The organism is Micromonospora sp. NPDC051006 (genome assembly GCF_044456245.1).
Classification (GTDB): Bacteria; Actinomycetota; Actinomycetes; order Mycobacteriales; family Micromonosporaceae; genus Micromonospora.
The window spans coordinates 471,536-497,342 of record NZ_JBITFP010000001.1 but is presented as its reverse complement, the minus strand read 5'-3'; the positions used below and the strand labels follow the sequence as shown (position 1 = coordinate 497,342).

At 74.3% G+C, this 25,807-nt stretch carries 26 protein-coding genes, 3 pseudogenes and 1 riboswitch; of the genes and pseudogenes, 20 read left to right on the top strand and 9 right to left on the bottom strand.

What is annotated here, in order from left to right; all coding sequences use genetic code 11:
- Window positions 1–227: 227 nt before the first annotated feature.
- From ACIBBA_RS02375 to ACIBBA_RS02300, 16 genes and pseudogenes are all read left to right on the top strand, one after another.
- Window positions 228–881, top strand: a complete 654-nt coding sequence (locus ACIBBA_RS02375) for a hypothetical protein (protein WP_396692953.1) — start codon at window positions 228–230, stop codon at window positions 879–881.
- Window positions 878–1,270: a phage holin family protein gene (locus ACIBBA_RS02370; RefSeq protein WP_396692951.1), complete on the top strand. Its 393-nt coding sequence runs from the start codon at window positions 878–880 to the stop codon at window positions 1,268–1,270. The genes ACIBBA_RS02375 and ACIBBA_RS02370 overlap by 4 nt, the downstream gene beginning before the upstream one ends.
- A 23-nt stretch (window positions 1,271–1,293) precedes the next feature.
- Window positions 1,294–1,422 (top strand): annotated as a pseudogene (locus tag ACIBBA_RS02365) (DUF3618 domain-containing protein); the annotation flags it as partial.
- Window positions 1,423–1,455: 33 nt separating this feature from the next.
- Window positions 1,456–2,055, top strand: coding sequence for a DUF3618 domain-containing protein (locus ACIBBA_RS02360; protein ID WP_396693424.1), 600 nt, complete (start codon window positions 1,456–1,458; stop codon window positions 2,053–2,055).
- Window positions 2,036–2,929 carry a hypothetical protein gene (locus tag ACIBBA_RS02355; RefSeq protein WP_396692949.1) on the top strand — a complete coding sequence of 298 codons (894 nt, stop codon included), beginning with the start codon at window positions 2,036–2,038 and terminating at the stop codon, window positions 2,927–2,929. The genes ACIBBA_RS02360 and ACIBBA_RS02355 overlap by 20 nt, the downstream gene beginning before the upstream one ends.
- Before the next feature lie 103 nt (window positions 2,930–3,032).
- Complete coding sequence (locus ACIBBA_RS02350) at window positions 3,033–3,542, top strand: GNAT family N-acetyltransferase (protein WP_396692947.1); 510 nt, start codon at window positions 3,033–3,035, stop codon at window positions 3,540–3,542.
- Window positions 3,543–3,827: 285 nt separating this feature from the next.
- Window positions 3,828–4,244, top strand: coding sequence for a hypothetical protein (locus ACIBBA_RS02345; protein WP_396692945.1), 417 nt, complete (start codon window positions 3,828–3,830; stop codon window positions 4,242–4,244).
- Between the two features lie 2 nt (window positions 4,245–4,246).
- A complete protein-coding gene (locus tag ACIBBA_RS02340; protein ID WP_396692943.1) occupies window positions 4,247–5,470 on the top strand; it encodes an SRPBCC family protein in 1,224 nt (407 codons plus the stop codon).
- Window positions 5,467–5,682, top strand: a pseudogene (gene gvpJ / locus ACIBBA_RS02335) (gas vesicle protein GvpJ); the annotation flags it as partial. The gene ACIBBA_RS02340 and the pseudogene gvpJ (ACIBBA_RS02335), both read left to right, overlap by 4 nt.
- A 217-nt stretch (window positions 5,683–5,899) precedes the next feature.
- Window positions 5,900–6,655, top strand: a complete 756-nt coding sequence (locus ACIBBA_RS02330; RefSeq protein WP_396692941.1) for a GvpL/GvpF family gas vesicle protein — start codon at window positions 5,900–5,902, stop codon at window positions 6,653–6,655.
- A 5-nt stretch (window positions 6,656–6,660) separates the two neighbouring features.
- Complete coding sequence (locus ACIBBA_RS02325; RefSeq protein WP_396692939.1) at window positions 6,661–7,152, top strand: gas vesicle protein GvpG; 492 nt, start codon at window positions 6,661–6,663, stop codon at window positions 7,150–7,152.
- Window positions 7,124–7,474 (top strand): gas vesicle protein, encoded by a 351-nt coding sequence (locus tag ACIBBA_RS02320; RefSeq protein WP_350873440.1) that lies wholly within the window; start codon window positions 7,124–7,126, stop codon window positions 7,472–7,474. The genes ACIBBA_RS02325 and ACIBBA_RS02320 overlap by 29 nt, the downstream gene beginning before the upstream one ends.
- 40 nt (window positions 7,475–7,514) lie before the next feature.
- A pseudogene (gvpJ, locus tag ACIBBA_RS02315) lies at window positions 7,515–7,670 on the top strand (gas vesicle protein GvpJ); the annotation flags it as partial.
- A gap of 166 nt (window positions 7,671–7,836) precedes the next feature.
- A complete protein-coding gene (locus ACIBBA_RS02310; protein WP_396692937.1) occupies window positions 7,837–8,673 on the top strand; it encodes a GvpL/GvpF family gas vesicle protein in 837 nt (278 codons plus the stop codon).
- A gap of 25 nt (window positions 8,674–8,698) precedes the next feature.
- Window positions 8,699–8,956 (top strand): gas vesicle protein, encoded by a 258-nt coding sequence (locus ACIBBA_RS02305; protein ID WP_396692935.1) that lies wholly within the window; start codon window positions 8,699–8,701, stop codon window positions 8,954–8,956.
- Window positions 8,953–9,354: a gas vesicle protein K gene (locus ACIBBA_RS02300; RefSeq protein WP_396692933.1), complete on the top strand. Its 402-nt coding sequence runs from the start codon at window positions 8,953–8,955 to the stop codon at window positions 9,352–9,354. The genes ACIBBA_RS02305 and ACIBBA_RS02300 overlap by 4 nt, the downstream gene beginning before the upstream one ends.
- 122 nt (window positions 9,355–9,476) lie before the next feature.
- Here the strand turns inward: ACIBBA_RS02300 and ACIBBA_RS02295 are convergent, their stop codons facing one another.
- The 7 genes from ACIBBA_RS02295 to ACIBBA_RS02265 are packed head-to-tail and all read right to left on the bottom strand — an operon-like array spanning window position 9,477 to window position 17,818.
- Window positions 9,477–11,759, bottom strand: coding sequence for an AAA family ATPase (locus tag ACIBBA_RS02295; protein ID WP_396692931.1), 2,283 nt, complete (start codon window positions 11,757–11,759; stop codon window positions 9,477–9,479).
- Between the two features lie 37 nt (window positions 11,760–11,796).
- A complete protein-coding gene (locus ACIBBA_RS02290) occupies window positions 11,797–12,240 on the bottom strand; it encodes a hypothetical protein (RefSeq protein ID WP_396692929.1) in 444 nt (147 codons plus the stop codon).
- Between the two features lie 43 nt (window positions 12,241–12,283).
- Window positions 12,284–13,072 carry a GTP-binding protein gene (locus tag ACIBBA_RS02285; RefSeq protein ID WP_396692927.1) on the bottom strand — a complete coding sequence of 263 codons (789 nt, stop codon included), beginning with the start codon at window positions 13,070–13,072 and terminating at the stop codon, window positions 12,284–12,286.
- Complete coding sequence (locus ACIBBA_RS02280) at window positions 13,050–13,520, bottom strand: DUF742 domain-containing protein (protein WP_396692925.1); 471 nt, start codon at window positions 13,518–13,520, stop codon at window positions 13,050–13,052. Before ACIBBA_RS02280 ends, ACIBBA_RS02285 begins: the two co-directional genes overlap by 23 nt.
- Complete coding sequence (locus tag ACIBBA_RS02275) at window positions 13,517–13,993, bottom strand: roadblock/LC7 domain-containing protein (protein WP_350873431.1); 477 nt, start codon at window positions 13,991–13,993, stop codon at window positions 13,517–13,519. The genes ACIBBA_RS02280 and ACIBBA_RS02275 overlap by 4 nt, the downstream gene beginning before the upstream one ends.
- Entirely contained in the window at window positions 13,990–16,644 is a 2,655-nt protein-coding gene (locus ACIBBA_RS02270) for a nitrate- and nitrite sensing domain-containing protein (RefSeq protein WP_396692923.1), read from the bottom strand. The genes ACIBBA_RS02275 and ACIBBA_RS02270 overlap by 4 nt, the downstream gene beginning before the upstream one ends.
- Window positions 16,631–17,818, bottom strand: a complete 1,188-nt coding sequence (locus ACIBBA_RS02265; protein WP_396692921.1) for a hypothetical protein — start codon at window positions 17,816–17,818, stop codon at window positions 16,631–16,633. The genes ACIBBA_RS02270 and ACIBBA_RS02265 overlap by 14 nt, the downstream gene beginning before the upstream one ends.
- 387 nt (window positions 17,819–18,205) lie before the next feature.
- Here ACIBBA_RS02265 and ACIBBA_RS02260 point away from each other — a divergent pair, with 387 nt between their 5' ends.
- Together ACIBBA_RS02260 and ACIBBA_RS02255 are read left to right on the top strand one after the other, a co-directional pair.
- On the top strand, window positions 18,206–21,073 hold the full coding sequence (locus ACIBBA_RS02260; protein ID WP_396692919.1) for an alpha/beta fold hydrolase: 2,868 nt from the start codon (window positions 18,206–18,208) through the stop codon (window positions 21,071–21,073).
- Complete coding sequence (locus ACIBBA_RS02255; RefSeq protein WP_350873427.1) at window positions 21,073–21,936, top strand: ABC transporter permease subunit; 864 nt, start codon at window positions 21,073–21,075, stop codon at window positions 21,934–21,936. The genes ACIBBA_RS02260 and ACIBBA_RS02255 overlap by 1 nt, the downstream gene beginning before the upstream one ends.
- Here ACIBBA_RS02255 and ACIBBA_RS02250 read toward each other — a convergent pair.
- Window positions 21,931–22,587 (bottom strand): DUF4232 domain-containing protein, encoded by a 657-nt coding sequence (locus ACIBBA_RS02250; RefSeq protein ID WP_396692917.1) that lies wholly within the window; start codon window positions 22,585–22,587, stop codon window positions 21,931–21,933. The two genes, ACIBBA_RS02255 and ACIBBA_RS02250, sit on opposite strands and share 6 nt — an antisense overlap.
- Before the next feature lie 167 nt (window positions 22,588–22,754).
- The gene (locus ACIBBA_RS02245; RefSeq protein ID WP_396692915.1) at window positions 22,755–23,072 is read right to left on the bottom strand and encodes an ArsR/SmtB family transcription factor; all 318 of its coding nucleotides are present in this window, start codon (window positions 23,070–23,072) and stop codon (window positions 22,755–22,757) included.
- 91 nt (window positions 23,073–23,163) lie between these two features.
- On the opposite strand from ACIBBA_RS02245, the gene ACIBBA_RS02240 reads away from it, so the two are divergent.
- Both ACIBBA_RS02240 and thrC read left to right on the top strand, forming a co-directional pair.
- Window positions 23,164–24,135: a DMT family transporter gene (locus ACIBBA_RS02240; RefSeq protein ID WP_396692913.1), complete on the top strand. Its 972-nt coding sequence runs from the start codon at window positions 23,164–23,166 to the stop codon at window positions 24,133–24,135.
- Window positions 24,136–24,267: 132 nt separating this feature from the next.
- Window positions 24,268–24,403: riboswitch (SAM riboswitch) on the top strand.
- An 11-nt stretch (window positions 24,404–24,414) separates the two neighbouring features.
- Window positions 24,415–25,701, top strand: a complete 1,287-nt coding sequence (gene thrC, locus ACIBBA_RS02235) for a threonine synthase (protein WP_396692911.1) — start codon at window positions 24,415–24,417, stop codon at window positions 25,699–25,701.
- Window positions 25,702–25,807 lie beyond the last annotated feature (106 nt).

Sequence of the window (25,807 nt, the reverse complement as noted above, 5' to 3'; positions counted from 1 at the left end):
GCTGAACAGCCGCACACCGCATCCGTGGTCGGTCCCGTCCCCTCGCTGCCGATCGTCCCGTGCCGACCTTCCACGGCCCGGCTCGGAGTGGCCGCGTGACCTGTTCGGATCCCGTCCGACACCAGGGTCCTGTGGTCCGGCGGCGGGCGAATGTCGCGGATCCGGACGGGTACGCGGAGGGCGTTCCGGGTCACACCGTGGCCTGGGGCCTAGGAAGGGAGTGCACGATGACGGCGATCAACCAGAACAGACCGCCGGCTGGCACCGCTGAGCAGGCCCGCGAGCAGGCGTCCCGTGTCGGTCACCAGACCGCACAGGCCGGTGGTCAGATCGGCCACGCCGCAGCCGAGCAGGGCCGGCAGGTGGCCGAGCAGGCACGGGAGCAGGCCCGGCAGCTGACCGGGGAGGCCACCTCGCAGCTGCGCGAGCAGGCCCGGGCCCAGCAGCACCGGGCCGCGGAGGGATTGCGGAGCATCGGCCGTGAACTCGGCTCGGTGGCCGACCGCAGCGATTCCGGGCTCACCGGTGAGGCAGTCCGTCAGGCGGCGGGCGCCGCGCAGCGGGCCGCCGGCTGGCTCGACGAACGCGAGCCCGCCGACGTGCTGAGCGAGGTGCGCGACTACGCCCGCCAGCACCCGGGCAGGTTCCTGGCCGGGGCCGCGGTGGCCGGACTGCTGTTCGGCCGGCTCACCCGGAGCATGAAGTCGCCGGACCACGAGGGTGGTCCGGGTGCCCGACGCGAGACCGGCCCGCAGCCGTATGGTCGGCGGGCCGAGGCGCCGTACACGAGTGACGGGCCCTACGCCGGTACTGCCCGGGCGCAGAACATCTCGCCTGACGGCCGGCGGGGGCAGGAGATCCCGGGCGGGGTGGCACCATGAGCGCCCCGGAGAAGGAACGCACCCAGTCGGTCGGCGACCTGATGGGTGACGTCAGCCGCAACATGTCCACGTTGTTCCGTCAAGAGATTCAGCTGGCCAAGACGGAACTGCGTGAGGAGGCGACCCAGGCCGGTAAGGCCGGCGGCATGTTCGGTGGCGCGGCGCTGGCCGGGTTCCTGACCGTGCTGTTCGTCTCGTACGCGGCCTGGTGGGGTCTGTCCAACGTGATGGACCAGGGCTGGGCCGCGCTGATCGTGGCCGTTTTCTGGGCCGTGGTCACGGCGATCCTGGCCGTAACCGGGCGGAACAGGCTGCGTGAGTTGAAGGGCGTGCTGCCCAGGACTCAGCAGACCGCACGGCAGATACCGGATGCGATGCGGGGCCGGTGACCCGAGCCGGGAGGGAGCAGACGATGTCGAGTGATTCGGATCGGATCCGACAACAGATCGAGCAGACCCGGAGCGACTTGAGCAGTGACGTCGACGCGCTGACCGACAAGGTCAACCCGCGGAGGATCGCCGGTGACCGCGTCGGGCGGGCCCGTGGGACGCTTGCCCGGGCTAAGGAGAAGGTGATGGGTACCTCAGGAGAAATGGGCGACAGGGCCGGCCAGCGAATGTCCCAGGCCACCGGCTCGGTGCAGCACGCGGGCCAGGCGGCCGGCCAGCGGATGTCCCAGGCCACCGGCTCGGTGCAGCACGCGGGCCAGGAGGCTGGCCACCGGATGTCCCAGGCCGCAGGCTCGGTGCAGCACGCGGGTCAGGAGGCTGGCCAGCGGATGTCGCACGCAGCCGGTTCCGTCCGGGGCGAGGCGCGCTCGCTCGGGCAGCAGTCCCGGGAACAGGCCCGGGGCAACCCGCTGGCGGCCGGCCTCATCGCCTTCGGCGCCGGGCTGCTGGCCTCCGCCCTGATCCCGGCCAGCCGTCAGGAGCGGCAGTTGGCCGGGCAGGCCAAGGGGATGGTCGCTGAGCACTCGGGCGACCTGCGCAACATGGCCAGCCGGGCTGGGCACGAGCTCCGCGAGAACATGCGCGAGCCGGCGCAGCAGGCGGTCCGGTCGATGGGGTCCACCGCCGCCAAGGGTGCGGCCAACGTCGGGTCCCAGGGCCGCACGGCCGCCCATCAGGTACGAGAGCAGGCGCAGGAGGCTGTCGGTGAGCTCCGGCACCGCTGAGCCGGTACGGGCGGTGGGGCGGGCTCCGCTGATGCGGGTCCGCTCCGCCTCTGCCCCGGCACCCGGACGGGACGTGAACGAGGACGTCGTCTTCCGGCTCGGCCCGCTGGTCGGCGTGCTGGACGGCGCCACCGTTCCGGCGGGCTTCGACACCGGGTGCGTGCACGGTCCGGAGTGGTACGTCCGGCACCTCGCCGCCCGGATCGGGCTGGCCGAGGCGGCCCGCCCGGCGGCGAGCCTGATGAGCAACCTCGCGGCGGCCATCCTCGCGGTGCGGGCTGACCACGGCGGCCGGTGCGACCTGGATCATCCGGGCACCCCGTCGAGCACCGTCTGTCTGCTCCGCGAGGGCGGTGACCAGGTCGACTACCTGGTGCTCTGCGACAGCCCGCTGGTGCTGGACGCCGGTGGTCGGGTCACCGTCGTGGCCGACGACCGCCTCGACGTCGCGATGGCCGAGCTGCGACGCACCGCCGCGTTGCTGCCGGCGGGGGCCGCCGACGGGGCCACCCGGTTCCGGCAGGCCGTGACGGTACAGCGGGAGTGGATGAACCAGACCCACGGTTACTGGGTGGCCGCCGCCGACCCGGACGCGGCGTACCACGCGGTGGCCGGTTCGGTGCCGCTGCGCGGGCCCGGCGCGCTGCGCCGGGCACTGCTGCTCTCCGACGGCGCGTCCAGCGCGGTCGAGGAGTTCGGGTTGGTCGACTGGGCCGGGCTGCTGGACGTGGTGACGATGGAGGGGCCGGGCGCGCTGATCGACCGGGTCCGGGCCGCGGAGCGCGACCTGCCGGATCGGCTACGCCGGCACAAGCGCTCGGACGACGCCTCGGTGATGCTCTGCGAGTTCGACCCGGGCGACAGCGGAGCGTGAGGCGGCACCCCACGCCGCCCGACCGGCCGGTACCTGTCGACGGACCGCCAGTCACCGCTGGATGGGGTGGACTTCTCCCGGTGGGGCCGGCAGACTGCGGCACGTGGCGGGTACGGTCCGGTTGGAGCCGGTGGACGAGCGGAACCTCGAGCCGTTGCTCTCCGTAGCGGCCGCAGAGGCGGAGCCGGGTGACGTGATGCCCCCGGTGGAGGCCCCGGCCGGCTGGTCGCTCGCCCGCCGGGAGGCCTTCCGCGAATACCACCGGGCCAGCTTCGGCGGGCTGACCGGCCCGACCCGGACCCAGATGTACGCGATCCTGGCCGGCGGCGAGGTGGTCGGCATGGTCCGGATGACGCGCCGCGACGAGCCGGGCACGGTGGAGACCGGGATGTGGCTCGGTCGGTCGGCGCGCGGCCAGGGCATCGGCGGTGCCGCCCTGCGGGAACTGCTCAACGAGGCAGCCGCAGCCGGCATGCACGCCGTGGTGGCGGAGACCACCCGAGACAACGCCGGCGCCCTGTCGGTTTTGGAAAAGAGCGGCGCCAAATTGCGTGAGGACGGCGAAAAGGTGCGCGCGGAGATCTGTCTGGATTCGACTCCGCCGGCCCGCTGATCCCGTTAGCGCTGTCTTTCCTGCTGGCTCCTTACCGCTACTGATCTGCGGTTACGCGCCGCCGTGTCCCGTTTGTCTCCTCCGGCGCCTGCCTTTCTGAATTCGTCTGTCCCCGCTTTCGCCGAAATTGTGAATGCGGTTTCGCGGCTATGCCGCCGGGTACTGCCCGCCGGGTCCGCCATTACGGGACGCCTGATCGAAGGTCCCGCTCGCGTCGAACGACGGGCCCTCTTTCGGCCCCGACCGCAGCAGGCGTCCGGACCGCGGGGGAGCGAAGGAGAACTGATGAAAAGCGGAACACGAATCGGACTGGCAGTTGGTGTCGGCTACCTGGTGGGTCGCCGCCGCAAACTGCGTACGGCACTCGCCCTGGCCGCCGCGGTCGCCGCCGGCCGGGCGAGCCGGGAGCCGGGCGGGTTGTGGCAACGGGGCACGGACCTGTTGCAGTCGTCCCCCCACCTGGCCCACCTCGGCCGCCTCGGTGGCCCGCTCGCCGTGGCGGGCAAGGCGGCGGCGACAGCTGCCGCCGGCAACAGCATCGACGCGCTCAGCGGCAAGTTGCGCGGCTCGGCGGACTCGTTGCGCCGCCGCACCGTCGACATCACGGAGCAGGTGACGGGCGGCCCGCACTCCGACGGCGAGGCCGAGCGGTCCTCGCGGGCGGACGCCGGTGAACCCGCCGGCCAGCGGCGGGGGCGGTGACCGTGGCTTCCAACGCGGGCTCACGAGAACTGGTCGACAAGCTTCGTGGCCAGCTCGCCGACGACGTGAAGAGCCTGGCCGGAGCGCTCGGTGAGCGGGCTGTCGCCGCGGTGACCGAACGAGTGACCGGCGCGACCGGCCGGCTCGGCGAGTACGCCAAGCAGGGCGGCGGCCCCGGACTGATCGCCGCCGCCACCGGCGCGCAGCGACTGGCCGAGGGCGACTCCCCGGTGAAAGCGATGTTCCATGCCGGGGTGGCCGGCAGCAAGGAGAAGGTGATGTCGGCGCTCGGCAGGCGAAAGGGGGGCGCCGGCGGCGGCCGGAAGCTCAAGGTGACCAACATCGTCGAGACGATCGAGGTCGGCGTGCCGATCCGGGTCGCCTACAACCAGTGGACCCAGTTCGGCGACTTCCCGAGCTTCATGAAGAAGGTCGAGAACGTCGACACCCAGTCCGACGAGAAGCTGAACTGGAAGGCACAGATCTTCTGGTCGCACCGGAGCTGGGAGTCGACCATCGTCCGGCAGATCCCGGACCGGCTCATCCACTGGCGTTCCAAGGGCGAGAAGGGCTCGGTCGACGGCACGGTCAGCTTCCATGAGGTGACCGGCGACCTGACCCGGATCCTGGTCGTGCTCGAGTACCACCCGCAGGGCCTCTTCGAGCACACCGGAAACCTCTGGCGGGCCCAGGGGCGACGGGTTCGGCTGGAGCTCAAGCACTTCGTCCGGCACGTGATGACGCAGACCGTCCTCGACCCGGATGCGGTGCAGGGCTGGCGCGGTGAGATCGAGGACTCGCAGGTGGTCCGCGACCACGACACCGCCGTCCGGAAGGAGCAGGAGCGCGCCCGGCGCGAACCCGAGGAGCAGGAGCGACGGGCGCCCGGCGGTGGTAGGCAACCCGCCGAGGAGGAGCCCGCCGAGGAGGAGCAGGCCGAGGAGCAGCCGCGCCGGGAGCGGGCCCGACCCGTTGCCCGCCGCCGCCCGGCCCGCCGCCGCCCGGCCGACGAGGAGTACGAGTACGAGGACGAGTACGACGAGGCGTACGAGGAGGAGCCCGAGGAGCCGGAAGCTCCGGAGGAGCCCCGCCCGGCGCGCCGACGGGTCGCGGAGCGGGCCCGTCGCCCGCGTGCCACCGAGGAGTCGGAGCCCCGGCCCCGGCGGGCGCCGGAACCGCCGCGCCGTCCGGTGGTGCGCCGTCGTCGAGAGGAGCGGGACGAATGACCGTGGCAACCACCGGCGGTTCGGCCGGCAGCGCGCTGGAGCGCAGCGGGTCGTCGTCGGGCCTGGCCGACGTGGTGGAGACCGTGCTCGACAAGGGCGTGGTGATCGACGCCCAGGTCTCCGTCGCGGTGGTCGGGATCCAGCTGCTGGAGATCAACGCCCGGGTGGTGGTGGCGAGCGTCGAGACGTACCTGCGGTTCGCCGAGGCGGTGGACCGGCTCGACATCACCCCCCGGAACCAGAAGGGGCTACCCGACCTCGTCGAGGGGGCCTCTGGAGCGCTCGGCGCCGGAAAGGCGGTGTCCGGGCTCGGCAAGACCGTCGGGGCGCTCGGCGGCGCTGTCCGCGACGCGGTCGGCGACATCGGCGCGGACCGCGAGCGGGACCGGGACCGACCCCGGCGCCGCCGTCGGGACGAGGAGCGCTGAGATGGCCGACACGACAGGATTGTTCATCTACGGCATCGTGCCGTCCGACGTGGAGCCGACCCCGGATGCCGCCGGGGTCGGCGACCCGCCGGGCGAGGTGACCGTCGTCCGGCGCGGCGACGTGGCCGCCCTGGTGAGCGAGGTACCGCTGGAGGCGGCGCTCGGCAGGCCGGCGGACCTCACCGCGTACCAGACCCTGCTCGACGGGACCGCCCCGGTGGCCCCGGTGCTGCCGGTGCGCTTCGGCACCGTGGTCACCGGGGAGGACGCGGTCGGCGACCTGCTGGACGCGCACCACGACCGCTTCGCCTCCGCCCTCGACGAGCTGGAGGGGTTGGTCCAGTACGTCGTGCACGGTCGCTACGACGAGCCGGCGCTGATCGCCGCGGTGCTGGAGCAGAACCCGGCCGCCGCCGACCTGGCCGACCAGGTACGCGGCCGTCCGGAGGAGGTGAGCCGGGAGCAGCGGATCCGGCTCGGCGAGATGATCAGTCAGGCGGTGGAGCTGCGCCGGGAGGCGGAGAACCGGGAACTGCTCGACCGGCTGAAGCCGTTCGCCGTGTCGAGCCTGCCCCGACAGCCGAGCAACGAACTGGACGCGGTGAACGCCGCCTTCCTGGTCGACGCCGACCGGGAGGACGAGTTCGTGGACACCGTCGAGGAGTTCGCCGAGCAACGCCGCGGGCTGGTCCGGATGCGGCTGCTCGGCCCGCTCGCCCCGTACGACTTCGTCAGCGCCCACGAGCTGGCGGGCTGAGGCGGATGGACATCCTCGGGACGCTGCTGACCCTGCCGTACGCCCCGGTCCGTGGCCTGACCGCGGTGGTCAAGGTGATCGCCCGGGAGGCGGAGTCGCAGCTGTACAACCCGGCCAACATCCGCCGGGAGCTGGAGGCGTTGGACGCGGCGGCCGCCGCGGGCGAGCTGACCGCCGAGGAGCGGGACCAGCGGCAGCAGCAGGTGCTGGCCCGGCTGACCGGCGGAGCCGCCCGCCCGGCGGCCACTGCCGGCTCACCCGAACCGGCGCCCGCCCCGGGAGACGCCGGGCCGGCCCGGTACGACTCTCCGGCGGGAGGGTCCGGCCGCACCGGGGCGCGGCGCGGCGCGGTGGTCCGGCGGCGTGGCGACGAGCCACGGGACCGGTCCCGGACCGCCCGGCCGGGCGCGGAGCGGAACGGGCGGTCCGGTGGGCAAGGGCGCGGCGTAGCAGGAGGAGGTGTACGCGATGACGGATCTGATCCGCGGCGACGGTGACCGGACGCGCCGGCGTGAACCCGAGCCGGAGGACGACTGGGCCGACGACGAGGAGTACGTCGAGCCGTTGTCGGCGGCCGAGGCGGCCCGTGAGGGGCTGCGGCAGGTCGTCGAGCTGACCGGCCGGGAACCGGTCGGCACCACCTCGCTGCGGGCGGTCCAGGACGGCTGGCTGGTCGGCGTGGAGGTGGTCGAGGACCGGCGGATTCCGGCGTCGACCGATCTGCTCGGGCTCTACGAGGTGGAACTCGACCTCGACGGTGTGCTGCTCGGCTACCGGCGGGTGCGGCGCTACCAGCGGGGGAAGGGCGAGGTGGGCTGAGATGACGAGTGTCCCGTCGGTGGTGCAGAACTCCGGCCAGGTGCTGCCCGCCGGCCACGAGCCGGCCAATCTCGGCGACATCCTGGAACGGGTGCTCGACCGGGGGATCGTGATCGCCGGCGACATCCGGGTGAGCCTGCTCGACATCGAGCTGCTGACGCTGAAGCTGCGACTGGTCATCGCCTCGGTCGACACCGCCCGGCAGATCGGCATCGACTGGTGGGAGCACGATCCGTGGCTCAGCTCCCGGGCCCGCCCACCGGTGGAGCCCGGCCCCCGCGATCCGGAGCAGGTCGAGGCCGAACGCCGTCCCCGGGTCGCCGCCCGGGCGCAGCGACGGGACGCGGGACGGGAGGAGTGGGATGAGTTCGACGGTTGACGCGGCCGGCCCGCCGGGGCGTACCGGCGGGCTCGCCGGCCGCTGGCTGCACGGCGTGGTCCGGGAGGCCGATCTGGGACTGCTGGGCGCGATCACCGGGATGGCCGGCGAGCCGGTCCGTCCGGTCCGGGCGGCGGGCCTGGTGGCTGTGGTGAGCGACGTGTCGCTGGCCGAGTACGGCGAGGAGGCGCTGCGTCGCAACCTGGAGGACCTGGCCTGGCTGGAACGCGCGGCCCGGGCACACCACCGGGTGGTCGACGCCCTGACCCGTGCCGGCGCCGTGGTGCCGGCCCGGCTGGCCACCGTGCACCACGACGACGCGCGGGTCGCCGCCTCGCTCACCGAGCGCCGCGCCGAGCTGGTCACCCTGCTCGACCGGCTCACCGGTCGCGGCGAGTGGGGCGTCAAGGGGTACGTCGTGCCGGGCGCGGCGCCCCGGGCCGAGCAGACCGCCGGTCCGGGTGGCGCCGGCGCGGCGTACCTGCGGCGACGCCGGGCCCAGCTCACCGCCCGCGAGGACGGGCAGCGGGCCGCCGACTCCGCCGCCGCGGCGGTGCATGAGGCGCTGGCCCGGCAAGCGGTCGCCGCCCGGCGACACGCGCCGCAGGACCGCCGGCTCTCGGGGGCGCCCACCGCCATGGCGCTCAACGGCGCGTACCTGGTGGACGCGGGGGCGCTGGCCGGCTTCGCCGGGTTGGTGGAGGCGCTCGGCATACGTCATCCCGAGCTGCGGCTGGAGCTGACCGGCCCGTGGCCGCCGTACTCCTTCGTGGCGGAACGGTCGGCGGAGCCGGCGCTGACCGTGCGGGAGCCGGCGTGACCGGCGGGGCGCGGCGGTCGGCACGTTGACCACCTCACTCGCCCCGAACAGCGCGGACGACCCGCTGGCCTATCGGCCGGTCGCCCTGGTCGACCTGCTCGACCGGGTGCTGGCCACCGGCGTGGTGGTCAGCGGCGACATCACCCTCGCCATCGCCGACGTGGACCTGGTGCGTATCTCGCTGCGCGCCCTGATCGCCTCGGTCGGTGCGCTCGCGCCACCCGAGCCGGGCGACCTGCCGTCGGCGGGCGCGCCGATCGAGCCGATCGTGGACCTCGGATGACCGCCCCGGACGAGGTGACGGGGTCCGGCCGGGACGGGGCAGCCGGGTCCGGCCGGGACGAGGCGGCCGAGCTGGCCGCCGCGCTGGACGCGCCACAGTGGCGTCCGCCCCGGGTGACCCCGCTGGACCGGCGGCTCACGGTGGACCGCGACTCCGTCGAGCGGGGACTGGCCAGCCTGGTGCTCACCGTGGTCGAGCTGCTCCGTCAGCTGATGGAGCGTCAGGCGCTGCGCCGGGTCGAGCTGGGCGACCTCACCGAGGAGCAGATCGAGCGGATCGGCGTGACGCTGATGGCCCTGGAGGAGCAGATGGTCGGGTTGCGCGAGCACTTCGGCCTGGCCCCGGAGGACCTGAACCTCGACCTCGGCCCCCTGGGCCCCCTCCTACCCACCGACTGACCCCGCCCGGGCGCGTCCCGGCCTCATCGCGTTGATCATGAAGTTATTGCCCGGGACACGCCGTCCGGTGGGCAATAACTTCATGATCAACCGGCGGTCGTGGGTGGGGGTAGGGGTGGGGTTCAGGGGTGGTGGCCTTGGGCGTAGGCGGCGAGCCAGGCTACCTGGGCCGGGTCGAGGGAGGGGCGGACCCGCTGTCGGGCCGCCGCGACGTGGGCGGCGGTGACCGTGGACGCGGTCAGCGACTCGCGCATCGCGGCCAACGCCGCCTCCCGGACCAGCGCCGCGCAGTCCGCCGCCGAGAAGCCGACCAGCTCGCCGCCGAGCCCGGGCAGGTCCACGTCCGGTGCCAGCGGCACGTTGCGGGCGGCGGCCCGCAGGATCTCGGCCCGGGCCGCCGCGTCCGGCGGCGGCACGTAGACCAACCGCTCCAGCCGTCCCGGCCGCAGCAGGGCCGGGTCGACCAGGTCCGGCCGGTTGGTCGCGCCGACCACCACCACGTTGCGCAGCGCCTCCACCCCGTCCAGCTCGGTGAGCAGCGCGGCGACCACCCGGTCGGTCGTACCGCCGTCGGAGGCCTGGCCGCGTACCGGCGCGAGGGCGTCCACCTCGTCGAGGAAGATCAGGGTGGGGGCGGCCTCGCGGGCCCGGCGGAACAGCTCGCGGACCGCGCGCTCGCTCTCGCCGACCCACTTGGAGAGCAGCTCGGCGCCCTTCACCGAGAGCACGTTCGCCCGCCCCGAGCCGGCCAGCGCGGTGACGAGGTACGTCTTTCCGCACCCGGGCGGTCCGTAGAGCAGCACCCCGCGCGGCGGTTGCACGCCGAGCCGGGCGAAGGTGTCCGGGTAGGTCAACGGCCAGAGCACCGACTCGGTCAGCGTCTGCTTCACCTCGGTCAGGTCGCCCACGTCGTCGAGGGTCACCGTGGCCAGCTCCAGCGTGGACGCCGCCATCGTGGTCGGCCGGACCACCTCCAGCGCGGCCGTGAAGTCGACCATCGCCACGGTCGGATTCTCGGCCGACTTCTGCCGCAGCGCCGCCCGTACCCCGGCCTCACGGACCAGCGCGGCCAGGTCGGCGGCGACGAACCCCGGGGTCCGGCCGGCGATCTCGTCGAGCCGGACGTCCTCGGCGAGCGGCACCTGGCGGGTGAGCACGGTCAGCTGGTCCCGGCGCAGCGCCGGGTCGGGCAGCGGGATGCTGATCCGCAGGGACAGCAGGTCCGGGGCGCGCAGCGCCGGATCGACCGCCTCCGGCCGGCCGGTGGTGCAGATCACCGCCGCTCCGGCCCGTACCGTCTCGGCCAGCAGCTGGCGGAAGACGGTGGCCACCGGGCCCGGTCCGTCCGCCGGGGCGAGCGCCTCGACGTCGGTGACCAGCAGCACCGCCGGGCCGTTGTCCCGGACCGCGGCGCCGGCCGCGCGCAGCCGCTCCGCGGCGGCCTGGTTGGTCAGCGCCGCCACCTCCGGCGCCCAGAGCGCGCAGACCCGGGCACCGACCTGCGCGGAGACCGCGCGGACCAGGGCCGACTTCCCGGAGCCGGCCGGCCCGGCGATCAGGACGCCGAGCGAGACCCTGGTGCCGAGCCGGCCCAGCACCTCCCGGTGGTGGAAGCCCAGGTCGAGCAGTTCGGTCAGCTCCTCGGCCTGGGCCCGCAGCCCGGGCAGCTCGTCGACCGCAGGCGCGTCCGCCGGCACCGTCGCCTCGACCGCGCCGGCGTCGGCGGCCGTCGCCTCGACGCGACCGTTGCGGCGGGCGGCCCGGGCGAGGGTGTCGCCGGCACCGGTGCCCGCGCCCGTCGGGCCGACCCCGGCCGCGGCGCCGTGGGTGACCGGCCCGTGCTCCCAGCCCACCAGGGTGTCCATGGTGACGAGCGCACCGCCGGCCGGCTCCGCACCGACCACGGTGAGCAGGGTGCTGGTCCAGGCGTAGCCGACGGTGTTCGCCAGGCTGCGCCGGGCCGCCTCGACCAGGCTGCGGACCGAGGCGTCCGGCAGCACGTCCTGGGGCAGCAGGGAGACGTCGTCGCCGGCGGTGACCACCTTGCCGAGCAGCGCCAGCCGGAGCATCTCCGGACTCACCGCCGCGACGATCTCCACCGGCCCGGCCAGGGTGACCCGGCCGGCGGCGGTCACCGGGAGTGGGCTCACCGTCACCTGACCGCCGTCGCGGAGGCCGAGGTTGCCCAGCACCAGGTCGTCGGCGTAGAGCAACGCGGTGCTCGCGCCCGGCTCGGCCGCCGCCGCGATGCCGGCGGTCACCCGCCGGCCGGCCAGCCGCACCGGGTCGCCGGGGCGCAGCCCCAGCGCGGTGAGCACCTCCGGATGCAGCCGGACGACGCCGCGGCGGGCGTCCAGCGCCGCCGGCCGCAGGCTCGCGGTCAGGGTCAACTCTGGGTGCGCCACCGCCCGACCCTAGCCTCCGGCCGCCCGCGCCGTCCGGTCAGCGCTGCGGGTCGCGGTCGCTGAGCAGCGAGGGGTCGCGGCGGATCAGCTCGGCCAGCCGGGCCGCCGGGTCCGGGGCCGGGTCGCGCTGGCCGGGCGCCCACCCCGGCACCGTCTTGACCGACATCGGCCAGGCCGGCGGGGGCGCGTCCGGCTCCGCGCCGAGGGTCACCTCGCCGCCGGTCCAGGCGACCCGCAGTGGGTACGTCCGCCCGCCCAGCTCCACCTGGACGCTCACCGCCAGCCCGGGATGCCCGGCCACCACCCGGCGCAGCGCCTCGGCGACCTCCTGGACCGGGTCGTCGTCCACGGCTGCGTCACTCTCCAGCCGGTGCGCGCCCGCCTCCCGGCCGGAGGACCCGGTGGGCTCGGCGGCTCGCCGGCGCAGCGCGTCCTCGCGCCGGGCCATCCGGGCCAGTGTCTCGTCCAACCCATCTCTCATCACGACCACCCCTTCGAGGAAACGGGTCTGACCGCCGAGGAGTTCAGGCCTCCCTGTTCCGGGTGGCCCGCGCCAGCGCCCGGTCCAGGACGACCAGCAGGGCGTCCCGCACCGAGAGCCGGTCCCGGGCGTCGAACTGCACCAACGGCACGTGGTCGCCGATCGCCAGCGCCCACCGGATCGAGTCGAGATCCAGCGCCAGCCGTCCGTCGAAGGCGTTGACCCCGACCACGAAGGGCAACCCCGCCTGCTCGAAGTAGTCGATCGCCGGATAACAGTCGTCCAGCCGGGAGCTGTCCACCACCACCAGCGCGCCGAGCGCGCCCCGGGCCAGGTCGTCCCACATGAAGCCGAACCGCGACTGCCCCGGCGTGCCGAAGAGGTAGAGCTTCAGGCTGCGGTCGATGGTGACGCAGCCGAAGTCCATCGCCACCGTGGTGGTGGTCTTCGCCGAGCGCGCCCCGGGGTCGTCGATGCCGATCCCGGCGCTGGTCATCTCCGCCTCGGTGGTGAGCGGTGCGATCTCGGAGATCGCGCCGACCGTGGTGGTCTTGCCGACCCCGAACCCACCGGCGATGAGGATCTTGACCGGCACCGGTGGGGCGTCGACCCGCCCGGTCCGGCGTGCCCCCGGCGCGGCCTCGGGGCGTGCCCCCGCTGACGCGTCCGACGTGTCGGTCGGGCGGTAGGGCGGTGGTGGGGTCGGCGGGTGCACGGGGCGCGCCGCCGCCGGCCCGGCGCCGCCCGCCATGCCGTACCGGGTGGCGGCACTGTTCGCGGCCAGCCCGCCGAGCGGGGCAACCGGCCATTCAGGAGATCGCACGGAGTCCATCAATCACTCGCAGGATCAGATCGGGATCGGAGGCGCCGTCGTGGTGTCCGAGGTGCACCTCGAGGTGGCCGGCGGCGCGCAGGTCGCCGACCAGAACCCGGGTGACGCCGAAGTGCAGCCGGGTGCGGGCCGAGATCTCCGCCACGGAGATCGGCTCGTCGCAGAGGGCGATGATCGCCTGGAGCTCCGGTGCCAGCAGGGCGACCGGCGCACCGGACCAGACCTCCGCGGCGGCGGTCACCTGGGTTTCCAGGCTGATCGCCGGGTCCGCGCTGTCCACCCTTCCGGCGGTCAGCACGAACGGGCGGGGGCCGGCTGGTCCGTCCTCCCCGGGCTGCGGGTCGGCCGCCGGTGTGCGCAAGCCCGGTGCGGGCGGCCCGTGCAGGTAGGGGCGGATGCGGACCCCTGGTTCCGGGTCCGGCTCCGCGCCGGCGGCCTCGGCGGTCATTGCTGGGCGGCGTTCTTCAGCTCGGCGATGAGTCGCGGGGTGAGCGCGGCGCCGGCACGCCCGGCGAAGAGGGTCATCTCGTACGCGACCGTGCCCAGGTTGGCCGATCGGTCGGCGACCACTCCGAGCACGGAACCGCTGCTGATCGCGCTGATGAGCAGGTACCCGTCGGCCATGTCGACGATCACCCGGTTCACCCCGCCCAGCGCGTACCAGCTGGCGGCGCCGCCGGCCAGGCTGGTCATGCCGGAGACCACCGCGGCCAGCCGCTCGGCGTTCGACCGGTCCCGGATCGCGGACATGGCCATCAGCAGCCCGTCCGAGGAGACCGCGATCGCCTCCAGCACGCCCGCGGTGCTCGAGGTGAAGGAGTCCAGCAGCCAGTTGAACGTGCGGGCCTCGGGGCTCAGGTCCCCGGTGGGAGCGGGGCTCGACGGCTGGTCGACGTTGTCGTGCAGGAAGGAACTGGTCACCGTGTTGATCCCTCTTCGTTCCGACGGTCTGGACTGACTTCGCGCAGCGCCCGGGCGACGCCCGCCTCGAACTCGGTGATGAGGTCGCGGACCTCGGCCGGATCCCCCGGGTGCGGGCTGACCGGCTGCCGGGACGGCGAGTTGGCGAGGTTCGCCCCGGGCACCCGCCGGTTCAGCCGTGGCCGCTCCGGCAGGACGTCCGGGTCGAGCCGGGGGGCCAGCCCCGGCTGGCTCAGCTCAGCCCGGCGTACCCCGGACTCGACCGCTTCGACCAGGGCGCGGACCTCGGCCGGATCGGCCTCGGCGCCGGGCGCCGGCGCGACCGGCGGACCGCTCGGCGCCAGGTTCGTCCCCGGCACCCGCTGCCGGATGCCCGCCCCGGCCACCGTCGGCCGGCCACCGGCGGCGGGTCCGACCGGCCGGCGCGGCAGGCCGGCCGGGGTGGTGCCGGCCGGCGGCGTCGCCACCGGACCCGTCGCCACCGAGCCTGTCGCCACCGGACCCGCCGGCACCGGACCCTTCGTCGGCGGGGGCACGGCGTCGGTCGGCGCGGTTATCTCCAGGTACGCGATGGCGCCGGCTGGCGTCGACGCCGGCTCCGCGCCGGCGCCGAAGGCGTCCCACGACTCGCCGGACGCCATGCTCCGGGCGGCCCGGGTCAGCACGCCCGGGTCGACTCCGGACGGTGGCGGCTGCTCCGCCGGTGCGGCGGCCGGAGGCGCGCCCACCGGGCTCGTGGCTCGGCGTTCCCGGGCCGGGACGGTGGCCCGGGCCACCGCCGCGCCGGACCGCTCGGTGCGCCGGAGCACGAGTGACGTCTGCGGGACCTCCAGCCGGGCGGTCACCCCGCCGCCGCTGGTCGGGGCGAGGTTCACCGCCCACCCGTGCCGCCGGGCCAGTCGGCCCACCACGAAGAGCCCGAGCACCTCGGTCGGGGCGAGGTCCAGCCGTTCCCGCCGGGTCAGCCGGGCGTTCTCCTCGGCCAGCCGTTCCTGCGTCATGCCGATGCCCTGGTCGGTCACCGTGATCCGGGCGCCGGCGCCGGTCCGCTCGGCGCTCACCACCACGCGGGTGTGCGGCGGTGAGAAGACGGTGGCGTTCTCCATCAGCTCGGCCAGCGCCAGGACCAGATCGCCGACCGTCGCCGGCGCCGCCGCGAACTCCGCCGGCACCCGCACGTCCACCCGGGTGTAGTCCTCGATCTCGCCGAGCGCCAGGCGGACCACGTCGGCCAGCGGCACCGGCGCCACGTACGCGTCCGCGCCGGGCGAGCCGGAGAGCACCACCAGGCTGCCGGCGTTGCGCCGCAACCGGCTGGAGACGTGGTCGAGCCGGTACAGGTCCTCCAGCCGGCCCGGGTCGGTCTCCCGCTGTTCCAGCCGGTCGATCAGGGCGATCTGCCGGCCGACCAGGTTCTGAGTCCGCCGACCCACATGGCCGAACATCTGCGCCACGTTGCGCCGCCCGGCCACCTGCCGTTCGACCAGCCGGGCCGCGGTGGTCTGCACCCGCTCGAACGCCCGGGCCAGGTCGCCGATCTCATCCCGGGCCCGGACGTCGACCGGATCGAGCCGGACCGGCGGCGCGCTCTCCGACTCGTCGTCGGCGACCCGGACCAGCTCGGCCTCGGCGACCCGGGCGACCCGGTCGGCCGAGCGGGTGAGCCGGGTCAGCGGGCGGGCGACCGTCCGGGCCACCGCGGCGCTGAGCAGCAGCACAACCGCCAGGATCAGCGCGGGCACGCCGGCCACCAGGTACGCGGCGGTGAGCGCCCGCCGCTGCTCGCCGGTCACCTCGGCGAGCACGTCCGCCACGATCTTCTTCTCGATGAACTGACCGAGGGTGATCATCGAGCGGGCCGACGGGAAGAGGGTCGCCAACGGCACGTTGCGGATCGCGCCGGTCGGGTTGACCGCGCCGGTGCTGAGGAAGTCCGCGCTGGTCCGGGCGGCCACCGCGGCGTCGTTCAGCTCGGTGAGCTCGCGCTGCTCAGCGGTGATGAGGCTGCGGAACCGCACGCTGTCCACCCGGAGGGCGGCCATGCAGGCGACGAAGCCGGCGTCGACCGTCCGGTCGTCGGTCGCCTTCACCAGCACGATCAGGGTGGCGCAGCTGCCCAGCCCCTCGTCGGCGCGGAGCAGCGCGTCCAGGGCCAGCACCTGGCGACCGGCGGCGGTGTCGGTGTCGACGCTGAACGCCAACCGCAGCGAGTCGATCAGCGCCAGGTCGACCGGCCCGTAGGCGTCCATCACCTGGCCCGGGTTGGCCGTGCCGGCGAGCACCGCGGTGCGCACATCGGTCAATGCGCGTACGCCGGTCAGCGCGTCGGCGACCCGCGTCGGCAGCGGCTCGTCCCCACCGGCCCGCAGGTCGGCCACCCGGTCGTCCACCGTGGCCGTCTTGCGCACCAGTTCGGCCCGGCTCACCTGACCGAGCAGCAGTCCGACCGAGAGGATCCGCTCCTGCTGGAGATCCTGCACCAGCGTGCCGATCCGGCTGGCGAGCCGGACCCGGTCGGCGATGTCGCCGGCCCGTTGCGCGACGGCCACCCGGTCCAGGACCACCGGGACGGCGAGGCCGACCATGCTGATCAGCGGGATGACCACGAGCAGCGCGAGCTTGCCGCGGATCCGGAGCCTAGCGAGCAGCATCGACCGGTCCCCGCCGCGCGGCCTCCGGGTCGCCGCCCTTTCCGGTCACCTGCGCCGGCCACGGCTCCTCGCTCGGCGGTCCGTTCGGTCCGGGTCGGGGCGGCCAGGGCGGTCCCGCCTGCTCCGCGTCCGCCTGCCGGGCCCGGCGTGCCTCGACGGCCCGCCGCCGCGCCCGACCGGCGGCGGCGAGCAGCACCCCGGCGAGTACGACCAGCAGGAGGACGGCCAGCCCGGCTGCCCCGATCAGCAGCCACCGGTCCCGGTCCATCCCGTCGACCCGGTCGGCGAGCAGCGCGTCGAGTTCCTCCAGGATGACCGGCTGGAGCTGCTCGGCGGCGGCGTGCGCGTTGAGCCGGGCGCCGGCGACCGGCGCCGGGTCGATCACGCCGGTGCTGGTGGGGCCGGAGGCGGCGGCGAGCGCCTCGACGGCCCGCTGGTAGGTGTCCAGCGGGGTCAGCACGGTGCCGCCCAGGTCGGTGCTCTCCGAGCTGTCCACCGCCGCGCGCAGGTCGTCGATCAGCTCGCCGGCGGGCGCGAGCGCGCCCACCCGCAGCGCGGCCAGTTCGGCCAGCGTCCGGATCCGGTCGTCGGCGTCCCGGCGGGTGGCGAGCGTGGCGAGGTCGGCGAGCCGGCCCGCCGCGACCATCGCGGCCGGCAGTTCCTGACCGGCGGCGTCCTGGAGGAAGAACGAGTCGGACTCCGGGTCGCGGACCAGCCCGGAGCTTTCCCGGACCTTGCGGTGCAGGTCCAGCAGCAGGTCGGTGACCTCGCCGTACGCCGCGAAGGCGGCCTCCGGGTCGGTGGGGCTCCGGTCGCGCAGCGCCTCCAGCTTGGCCCGCAGCCCGGCCCAACGCTCCTGGCTGCGCAGCTCGGGACCGATCCGGGCGTCCACCGCGGCGGCCCGCTCGACCGCGCCGGTCAGCGCCGCGGCGGACGCGGGCCGGCCGGCGACCGCGGCGGACTGGGCGTCGACCAGGGCGGCGGTGACCGGGGCGAGCGCCTGCAGGTACTCGATCCCGAGTCGTTCCCGGACGGCCAGGCTCCGGTCGTCGTCGGTGAGCCGCCAGGTCTGCTGGAACAGCACGCTCATCGGCGCCAGCAGCGCCACGACGAGCAGCAGCGGCAACACGCGGCCGGCGGACCGGCGACGGGCCCGTGGCGCGGGGACGGTCATGGTCTGTCTCCTGCGGCGAGGAACGGGGAGGGTGGTGGTGGCGGTGTCGGGCCCGGGGTGGCCGGAGCAGTCCCATGTACCGGACCGGAAAAGTAACCGAATGGCCTGCTCGCGATCCCGCCGACGATCGGTCAGCTTTGCGTCACTTCGAGCGATGTCACTGTTCGTCCGTCTCGTCGGCACGTTGGGTGCGGCCCGACGGAGTGACATGCATGGATCGAAGCCGATTTACTGTGGATGTTCGGAATTCACGGGATCCGAATTCGTCCCGCTGAGATGCGTTGGATCATGGGCGGTCGCACCGCTCCGGACGCCGGTCGGAGCAACCGGACAGACGTACGGCGGATCTCAGCCAACGCTCAGGATCCGGCCCGTAGCGTGTGCCGCATGAGATCGCCGTTGTCGGTCGCCCGGATGCGGCGTGCCCTCCCCACCGGCCGTCGCGCCGTCGCGCTGGCGGCCGTCGTCGTGCTGCTGGTCGCCGCCGTGGTCTGGGCGGTACGGCCGCGCGGGCCCGAGGTCCGTACCGAGGCAGCCGTGCTGACCGTGCGATCCGGACCGGACGGCCAGCAGCCGGTCGACCTGGACACCACGCTCTACCTGCCGGCGGACGCCTCGGCCGGGCACCAGGTTCCCGCGGTGCTGCTGGCGCACGGCTTCGGCGGTACGAAGGAGTCGGTGCGCGTCGACGCCGACGAGTTCGCCGGTCGCGGGTACGCCGTGCTCACCTGGACCGCGCGTGGCTTCGGCCGCAGCGGCGGCGAGATCCACCTGGACCACCCCGACTACGAGGTGCGCGACGCTTCCCGGCTGCTGGACTGGCTCGCCGCCCGCCCGGAGATCCGCGCCGACGCCGCCGGGGATCCGCAGGTCGGCGTTGTCGGCGGCTCGTACGGCGGCGGACTGGCCCTGCTGCTCGCCGCGCAGGACAAGCGGGTCGACGCGATCGTCCCGATGATCACGTGGAACGACCTGGCCCGGAGCTTCCTGCCGGAGAGCACCGGCGGCCCGGCCACCGCGGGCGTGTTCAAGAAGGGCTGGGCCGGCCTGTTCTTCGGTGGCGGGGGCAACGTCGGTTCGGGGCCGGCCGGGCTCTCCGGGGTTACCGCGGCCCAGCCGCAGGGGGCCCCGGCGTCCGCCGGGCCGCCCAGCCCCGGCCCGGGTGAGGGCCCGGGCACCGGCCCGGGACGCGCGCCGACCGGCGCCGCGGATCCGTCCTGCGGGCGGTTCGCCGCCGACGTCTGCGCCGCGTACCTGCGGATCGCCACCACCGGGCGGGCCGACCAGGCCGCCGTCGACCTGCTGAGCCGGTCCAGCCCGGCCGGGGTGCTCGACCGGATCACCGCGCCCACCCTGCTGGTGCAGGGGGAGGCGGACACCCTCTTCCCGCTCACCGAGGCGGACGCCAACGCACGGGGCATCGCGGCCACCGGCACCCCGGTCCGGGTCGCCTGGTTCACCGGCGGCCACGACGGCGGCGAGGGGCCGAAGACCGACTCCGACCGGGTGCGGTTCCTGACCGTGCAGTGGCTGGACCACTACGTCAAGGGCGAGGGGTCGGCCCCCGGCGACGACTTCACCTGGTCGCGGATCGCCGGCTTCGACGCGCTGGACCGCGGCCTGGTGGCCACCGGCTACCGGACCACCGACTACCCGGGCACCGGCGGGGACGACCGCAGGACGGTGGCGGTGACCGGTCCGGAGCAGCAGATCGCGAACCCGCCGAACGGCAACCCGGCGGCCATCTCCTCGGTGCCCTTCGCCGGTGCGCTCTCCTCGCTGCTGGACGGGGTGGCCGGGGACGTGCCCGGCCAGCACGCCCGGTTCGAGTCGGCGCCGCTGGCGGAGGCGGTGGACGTGGTCGGAGCGCCGACCGTGTCGGTCCGTGCCGCGTCGCCGACCGGCGAGGCGGTGCTCTTCGTGAAGCTCTACGACGTGGACCCGAACGGCGCGGCCACCCTGCCGAACGGTCTGGTCGCCCCGGTGCGGCTCACCGGGCTGCCGGCGCGGATCGCCGACGCCCAGCCGGTGACGGTGACCCTGCCGGCGATCGTCCGCCGGGTCGAGGCCGGGCATCGGCTGCGGGTGGTGGTGGCCACGTCGGACCAGTCGTACACCTCACCGGCCGAGCCGACCGTCTACACGGTGGCCGCCGGTGACGCGCCGGTCGCCCTGCCCACCGTGGCCGGCGACCCGATCCCCACCGCGGCGGCCGTCTGGCGCTGGGTGCTGGTCGGGCTGCTCGCCGCGATCGTGGTCGGGCTCGTCGTGGTCGTCGCCGTGGTCCGCCGCCGGCACCGCCGTCAGGACAGCTCCGTGCATCCGGCGTACGCGGACGTCCCGCTCGCCGTGCGGCAGCTCCGCAAGGAGTACGCGGACGGCTTCGTCGCGGTCTCCAACGTGGACTTCGAGGTGCACCCCGGCCAGGTGGTCGGGCTGCTCGGCCCGAACGGCGCCGGCAAGACCACCACGCTGCGGGTGCTGATGGGACTCACCCAGCCCACCGCGGGCGAGATCTACGTCTTCGGCCACCGACTGGTGCCCGGCTCGCCGGTGCTCTCCCGGATCGGCGCGCTGGTCGAGGGGCCCGGCTTCCTGCCGCACCTGAGCGGCCTGGAGAACCTGCGGGCGTACTGGTCGGCCACCGGGCGGCCGCTGGCCGACGCGCACTTCGACGAGGCGCTGGAGATCGCCGGTCTGGGCGACTCGGTGCACCGGAAGATCAAGACCTATAGCCACGGCATGAAGCAGCGGCTCGCCATCGCCCAGGCCATGCTCGGCCTGCCCGAGCTGCTGGTGCTCGACGAGCCGACGGACGGTCTCGACCCGCCGCAGATCGCCGAGATGCGCCGGGTGCTCCAGCGGTACGCCACCGACGGCCGGGCGGTGCTGGTCTCCAGCCACCTGCTGGCCGAGGTGGAGCAGGCCTGCACCCACGCCGTGGTGGTCAACAAGGGCCGGATCGTGGCGTCGGGGCCGGTCGAGGAGATCGTCGGCGAGTCGCCGAGCGTCCTCTTCGACGTCACCGACCCGGCCGCGGCGCGGGACGTGCTGAGCCGGCTGGCCGGGGTCCGGGTGCTGCCGGAGGGCGATGGCCAACTGGTGGTGGACACCAACGGCACCGCGCGCAGCGAGGTGGTGGCCGAGCTGGTCCGGGCCGGGATCGGAGTGGACCGGGTGGTGCCGCGGCGCCGCCTGGAGGACGCGTTCCTCGCCCTGGTGGGCGAGACCTCTCGGGGAAGCGGGGACCGGTGATGGGGACTTCCATGGTGGGCGCGGCGTCGGGCTACCGGCCGTCGGCGACGCTGCCGTTCGCCGCGGAGTTCCGTCGGCAGGCGGCCCGGCGGCGTACCCAGCTGGCGCTCGGGTTCATGGTGCTGCTGCCGTTGATCATCCTGATCGCGTTCCAGTTCAACTCGAACGACGACGACAACGGCGGCGGCGAGTTCGGCAGCCTGATCGAGCTCGCCACCTCGGGCGGACTGAACTTCACCCTCTTCACCATCTTCGTCTCGGCGTCGTTCCTGCTGGTCGTGGTGGTGGCGCTCTTCTTCGGCGACACGGTGGCCAGCGAGGCGAGCTGGGGCAGCCTGCGCTATCTGCTCGCTGTGCCAGTGCCCCGGGCCCGGCTGCTCACGGTGAAGCTGCTGGTCGCGCTCGCGTACTCGGGGCTGGCGTTGCTGCTGCTCGCCGGCACCGCGCTGCTCGCCGGGACGTTGCGCTACGGCTGGTCGCCGCTGCGCAGCACGGTCGCCGCCGAGCTTCCGGCGGGGGAGGGTCTGCTGCGGCTGCTGGCGGTGCTCGGCTATCTGGCGATCGTCCTGCTGGTCGTGGCCGGCCTGGCGTTCCTGCTCTCGGTCACCACGGACGCCGCGCTCGGCGCGGTCGGCGGCGCGGTGCTGCTCTGGATCCTCTCCAGCATCCTGGACCAGATCACCGCGCTCGGCGCGGTGCGCGCCTTCCTGCCCACCCACTTCAGCACCGCCTGGCTGGGCCTGCTCTCCACGCCGGTGCAGACCGACGACGTGGTGCGCGGCACCATCTCGGCGGTGAGTTACGCGACCCTGTTCTGGGCGTTGGCCTACTGGCGCTTCACCCGCAAGGACGTGACCTCATAGCCGGCTGTCCGGCGTCGCGGCGGTCGAGGGCGCTCCGCTCGGCGCGGTCGGGGCCGGTGGCTGCGCCGGTGTGGTCGGCTCGGCGGTCTTCCAGGCGCTGACCCCGATCCGGCCGGTGTTGCCGAGGTCGATCGGGCCGTCCGGGTCGACGGACTGGGCGGGCTGGCCGGCGGCGGGGGCGACCTCCAGGTACTCGCCGTCGCTGGCCTCGACGGTCGAGTCGGTGACGGTGTTGCGCCAGAGCACGGTGGCGTGGGCCCGCTCACCCGGGTTGAGGATCAGCTGCCCGGGTGGCGCGTCGAAGCCGGTGGTGATCTCCCGGGCGCCGGCGACCGTCCGGAGCGGGATCGCGGCTCGCTGCTCGTCCAGCACGCGCAGCACCGGATAGCCCTTGAGCAGGTAGGGCGTGCTGCCGCAGTTCGTCAGATCGAGGCCGAGCGCCCGCAGGCCCATCGCGGCGTCCGACCCGGTAAAGGTGATCAGGACGCCCGAGTCGGGGCACCGGCCGGCCGCATCGGGCGTCGGCGCGGGCGAGGTCTCCGCGGCCCGGCTGGCCGGCCCGCTCCCCGACGTGCAGGCGCCGAGCAGCGCGGCCCCGACGAGCGGCAGGCCAGCGAGCAGGAGACGGAGGTGTGCCGGTCGGGGTCTCACCGCTGCATCCTCCCAAGATCAGCCGGCCGGTATCCGTCCGGGTGCGGCCGGTGGTCCGGTCGCCCACTGTCGAACTGCCCCAGATCTGGACCGGCCCAGATATGGAGCAGGTCGACAGGACTCGCGGGCCAACCGCCAGCCGGGTCGCGGTCCGCGGCGGGACCGGTTCAGACCCGCTCGCCGGGTGCGGCGCCGCGGGTGAGGACGGCGTCGAGCAGGCCGGGGTAGAGGCGGTCCAGTTCGTCGCGGCGCAGGCGGACGTAGCGGCTGGTGCCGGCGGCCCTGGTGCGGGTCAGGCCGGCCTCGCGCAGCACTTTCAGGTGGTGGCTGCGGGTGGCCTTGGAGACGCCGAACTCGAAGCTGCCGCAGGCGTACTCGCCGCCCTCGGCGAGCGCCCGCACGATCTGTAGGCGGACGTCGTCGGCGAGCGCCCCCAGCACCGCGGTGACCGGCACCTCGCGCAACTCGGGTTCGTGCAGCTCCATGTGAGCAGTGTAACCCTTGTTCGACAATATTCGAACAAGCTCCTAGGGTCGGGATCGTTGGTTCGAAGATACTCGAACATAGGAGCTGAGCATGCGCTCTCGCGCCGCCGCCTTCCCGCTGCTCGCCGCGCTGAGCTGGGGCGTGATGTTCCCCGTCCTGGCCAGCGCGCTGACCTGGGTCGACCCGCTCAACCTGACCACCGCCCGCTACCTCTTCGCCACCGTGATCCTGCTCGCCCTGCTGTTGCTCCGCGAGGGCGTGGCCGCGCTGCGCTCCGGCGGCCGGGGTGTCGAGGTGGCGGTGCTCGGCGTGGTCGGCTTCGCGGGCTTCAACCTGCTCACCAACCTGGCGCTGGAGCACGCCGCGCCGCAGCAGATCTCCCTCTTCGTGGCCACCACGCCGCTGGTCACCCAGCTGGTCCGGTGGGCCCGGGACGGCGTACGCCCGCGGCCCGCTCTGCTCGCCCTCTCCCTGGTCGCGCTCCTCGGTGTCGGCCTGGTGATCACCCGCGGCAGCCTCGCCGGGCTCGGTCAGTTCGGTCTCGGCGGCCTCATGATGATCGGCGCGGTCGTCGGTTGGGGGATCTACACGCACGGGGCCGGCCGGTTCGGCGAGTGGTCGCCGCTGCGCTACACCACGCTGACCGCGCTCGCCGGCACGCTCTTCATGCTCGCCGCGAGCGCCGTCGCCGACCTCGCCGGATGGCAGCACGCGCCGGCCGGCGCCGACCTCGTCGCGGTCGCGCCGCAGCTGGCGTACGCCGTGATCGTGGGGGCGGTGATCGCGGTGCTGGCCTGGAACACCGGGGTGCAGCGGCTCGGCTCGGCGAACGCCGCGCTGTTCATGAACCTCGTCCCGGTGACCACCTTCGTGGTGCAGATCGCCCGCGGCTACCGACCCGGCCCGGTCGAGCTGGCCGGCGCGGCGCTGACCATCGCGTCCCTGGTCGCGGCCAACCTGGTCACCCGGGCGCGGGTGCGGGCCACCCCGCCCGTCGACCGGCCGGCGGCGGTCTCGGACCCCGTCGCGGTGGTCGACCCGGTGGCGGTGGTCGCGCGCTAGACCGCCCGCTCGGCCGCCCCCCGGATCCGGGGGCGGTCGTTCGGGGCGGGTGAAGATGACGGCGGCTCACACCGTGGGACGGCGGGCTGGACGGTCGGCGGCCCGGCCGTAGACTCGATCGCACAACTGCATACCTCATCCAGAGGGGCTGAGGGATACGGCCCGAAGACGCCCCGGCAACCACCCCGCGCGCTCATCGCTGAGCGACCCGCGGGGCAGGTGCCAATTCCGTCCCCGCCGCACCGTGCGATGCGGGGAAAGATGAGAGGAATCTTCGACATGACGTCGACGCTCGCCGCCCCCGGTATCGACACCACCGCCAGCCCCGCCCGCGCCCTGGTCTGTCGGGCCTGTGAGGCCCGCTACCCGCTCGCCGCCCAGCACGCCTGTTACGAGTGTTTCGGGCCGCTGGAGGTCGACTACGACGCCACCGCGCTGGCCACCGTCACCCGCGAGCAGATCGAGGCCGGCCCGGACAACATCTGGCGCTACGCGGCGCTGCTGCCCGCCGGTCAGGATCCGGCCACCCGGGTCACCCTGAACCCCGGCCTCACCCCGCTGGTCGCCGCCTCGCACCTCGCCGCCGAGCTGGGCATCACCGCCCCGCTCTGGGTGAAGGACGACAGCGCCAACCCCACCCACTCGTTCAAGGACCGGGTCGTCTCGGTGGCGCTCACCGCCGCCCGGGCGCTCGGCTTCACCCGCTACGCCTGTGCCTCCACGGGCAACCTGGCCAACTCGGTGGCCGCGCACGCGGCCCGCGCCGGGGTGCCCTCGGTGGTCTTCATCCCCAGCGACCTCGAGCAGGGCAAGGTGGTCACGACCGCCGTCTACGGCGGCGAGCTGGTCGCCATCGACGGCTCCTACGACGACGTGAACCGGCTCTGCGGCGAGCTGGTGGAGACCGACGAGTTCGAGGACACCGCGTTCGTCAACGTCAACGTGCGCCCCTACTACGCCGAGGGCTCCAAGACCCTGGGCTACGAGGTGGCCGAGCAGCTCGGCTGGCGCATCCCCGGCCAGGTGGTCATCCCGATGGCCAGCGGCGAGCTGCTCACCAAGATTGACAAGGCGTTCTCGGAGCTGGTCGAGGTCGGGCTGGTCGAGGCGCCGGCCGGTGGCTGGAAGGTCTTCGGCGCCCAGTCGGCCGGCTGCAACCCGATCGCCACCGCGCTGCACGCCGACACCGACACGATCGTTCCGGTCAAGCCGACCGGCATCGCCAAGTCGCTGAACATCGGCGACCCGGCGGCCGGCCTCTACGCGCTGGAGGCGGTGCGCCGTACCGGGGGCTGGATGGAGTACGTCGACGACGACGAGATCCGCGCCGGCATCCGCCTGCTGGCTCGCACCACCGGCGTCTTCGCGGAGACCGCCGGTGGGGTCACCGTGGCGGTGCTCCGCAAGCTGGTCGAGTCGGGCAAGCTCGACCCGGCCGCGGAGACCGTGGTCTTCAACACGGGTGAGGGACTGAAGACCATCGACGCGGTCGCCGGCGAGGTCGGCCCCACCCATCGGATCCGCCCGTCCCTGCGCGCCGCCCGCGACGCCGGCCTGCTCGGCTGACCCGCGGATCGCCCGGACGGGGGATCAGGCCGATCCGCCGGGTAACCGGCTTTTCGCTCTGGGTGCGGAAAACCCACCGCTAAGGACTTGACGGCAGGAACCGGAC

Excerpts from the sequence above, each read along its gene's own strand:
- ACIBBA_RS02370 (WP_396692951.1), top strand. The coding sequence starts at position 878 with ATGAGCGCCCCGGAGAAGGAACGCACCCAGTCGGTCGGCGACCTGATG.
- ACIBBA_RS02280 (WP_396692925.1), bottom strand. The coding sequence starts at position 13,520 with ATGACCGCCGAGGCCGCCGGCGCGGAGCCGGACCCGGAACCAGGGGTC.
- ACIBBA_RS02255 (WP_350873427.1), top strand. The coding sequence starts at position 21,073 with ATGGGGACTTCCATGGTGGGCGCGGCGTCGGGCTACCGGCCGTCGGCG.
- thrC (WP_396692911.1), top strand. The coding sequence starts at position 24,415 with ATGACGTCGACGCTCGCCGCCCCCGGTATCGACACCACCGCCAGCCCC.
- ACIBBA_RS02290 (WP_396692929.1), bottom strand. The coding sequence starts at position 12,240 with ATGAGAGATGGGTTGGACGAGACACTGGCCCGGATGGCCCGGCGCGAG.
- ACIBBA_RS02375 (WP_396692953.1), top strand. The coding sequence starts at position 228 with ATGACGGCGATCAACCAGAACAGACCGCCGGCTGGCACCGCTGAGCAG.
- ACIBBA_RS02345 (WP_396692945.1), top strand. The coding sequence starts at position 3,828 with ATGAAAAGCGGAACACGAATCGGACTGGCAGTTGGTGTCGGCTACCTG.
- ACIBBA_RS02260 (WP_396692919.1), top strand. The coding sequence starts at position 18,206 with ATGAGATCGCCGTTGTCGGTCGCCCGGATGCGGCGTGCCCTCCCCACC.
- ACIBBA_RS02245 (WP_396692915.1), bottom strand. The coding sequence starts at position 23,072 with ATGGAGCTGCACGAACCCGAGTTGCGCGAGGTGCCGGTCACCGCGGTG.
- ACIBBA_RS02285 (WP_396692927.1), bottom strand. The coding sequence starts at position 13,072 with ATGGACTCCGTGCGATCTCCTGAATGGCCGGTTGCCCCGCTCGGCGGG.
- ACIBBA_RS02330 (WP_396692941.1), top strand. The coding sequence starts at position 5,900 with ATGGCCGACACGACAGGATTGTTCATCTACGGCATCGTGCCGTCCGAC.
- ACIBBA_RS02265 (WP_396692921.1), bottom strand. The coding sequence starts at position 17,818 with ATGACCGTCCCCGCGCCACGGGCCCGTCGCCGGTCCGCCGGCCGCGTG.
- ACIBBA_RS02240 (WP_396692913.1), top strand. The coding sequence starts at position 23,164 with ATGCGCTCTCGCGCCGCCGCCTTCCCGCTGCTCGCCGCGCTGAGCTGG.
- ACIBBA_RS02360 (WP_396693424.1), top strand. The coding sequence starts at position 1,456 with ATGGGTACCTCAGGAGAAATGGGCGACAGGGCCGGCCAGCGAATGTCC.
- ACIBBA_RS02325 (WP_396692939.1), top strand. The coding sequence starts at position 6,661 with ATGGACATCCTCGGGACGCTGCTGACCCTGCCGTACGCCCCGGTCCGT.
- ACIBBA_RS02310 (WP_396692937.1), top strand. The coding sequence starts at position 7,837 with ATGAGTTCGACGGTTGACGCGGCCGGCCCGCCGGGGCGTACCGGCGGG.
- ACIBBA_RS02320 (WP_350873440.1), top strand. The coding sequence starts at position 7,124 with ATGACGGATCTGATCCGCGGCGACGGTGACCGGACGCGCCGGCGTGAA.
- ACIBBA_RS02300 (WP_396692933.1), top strand. The coding sequence starts at position 8,953 with ATGACCGCCCCGGACGAGGTGACGGGGTCCGGCCGGGACGGGGCAGCC.
- ACIBBA_RS02270 (WP_396692923.1), bottom strand. The coding sequence starts at position 16,644 with ATGCTGCTCGCTAGGCTCCGGATCCGCGGCAAGCTCGCGCTGCTCGTG.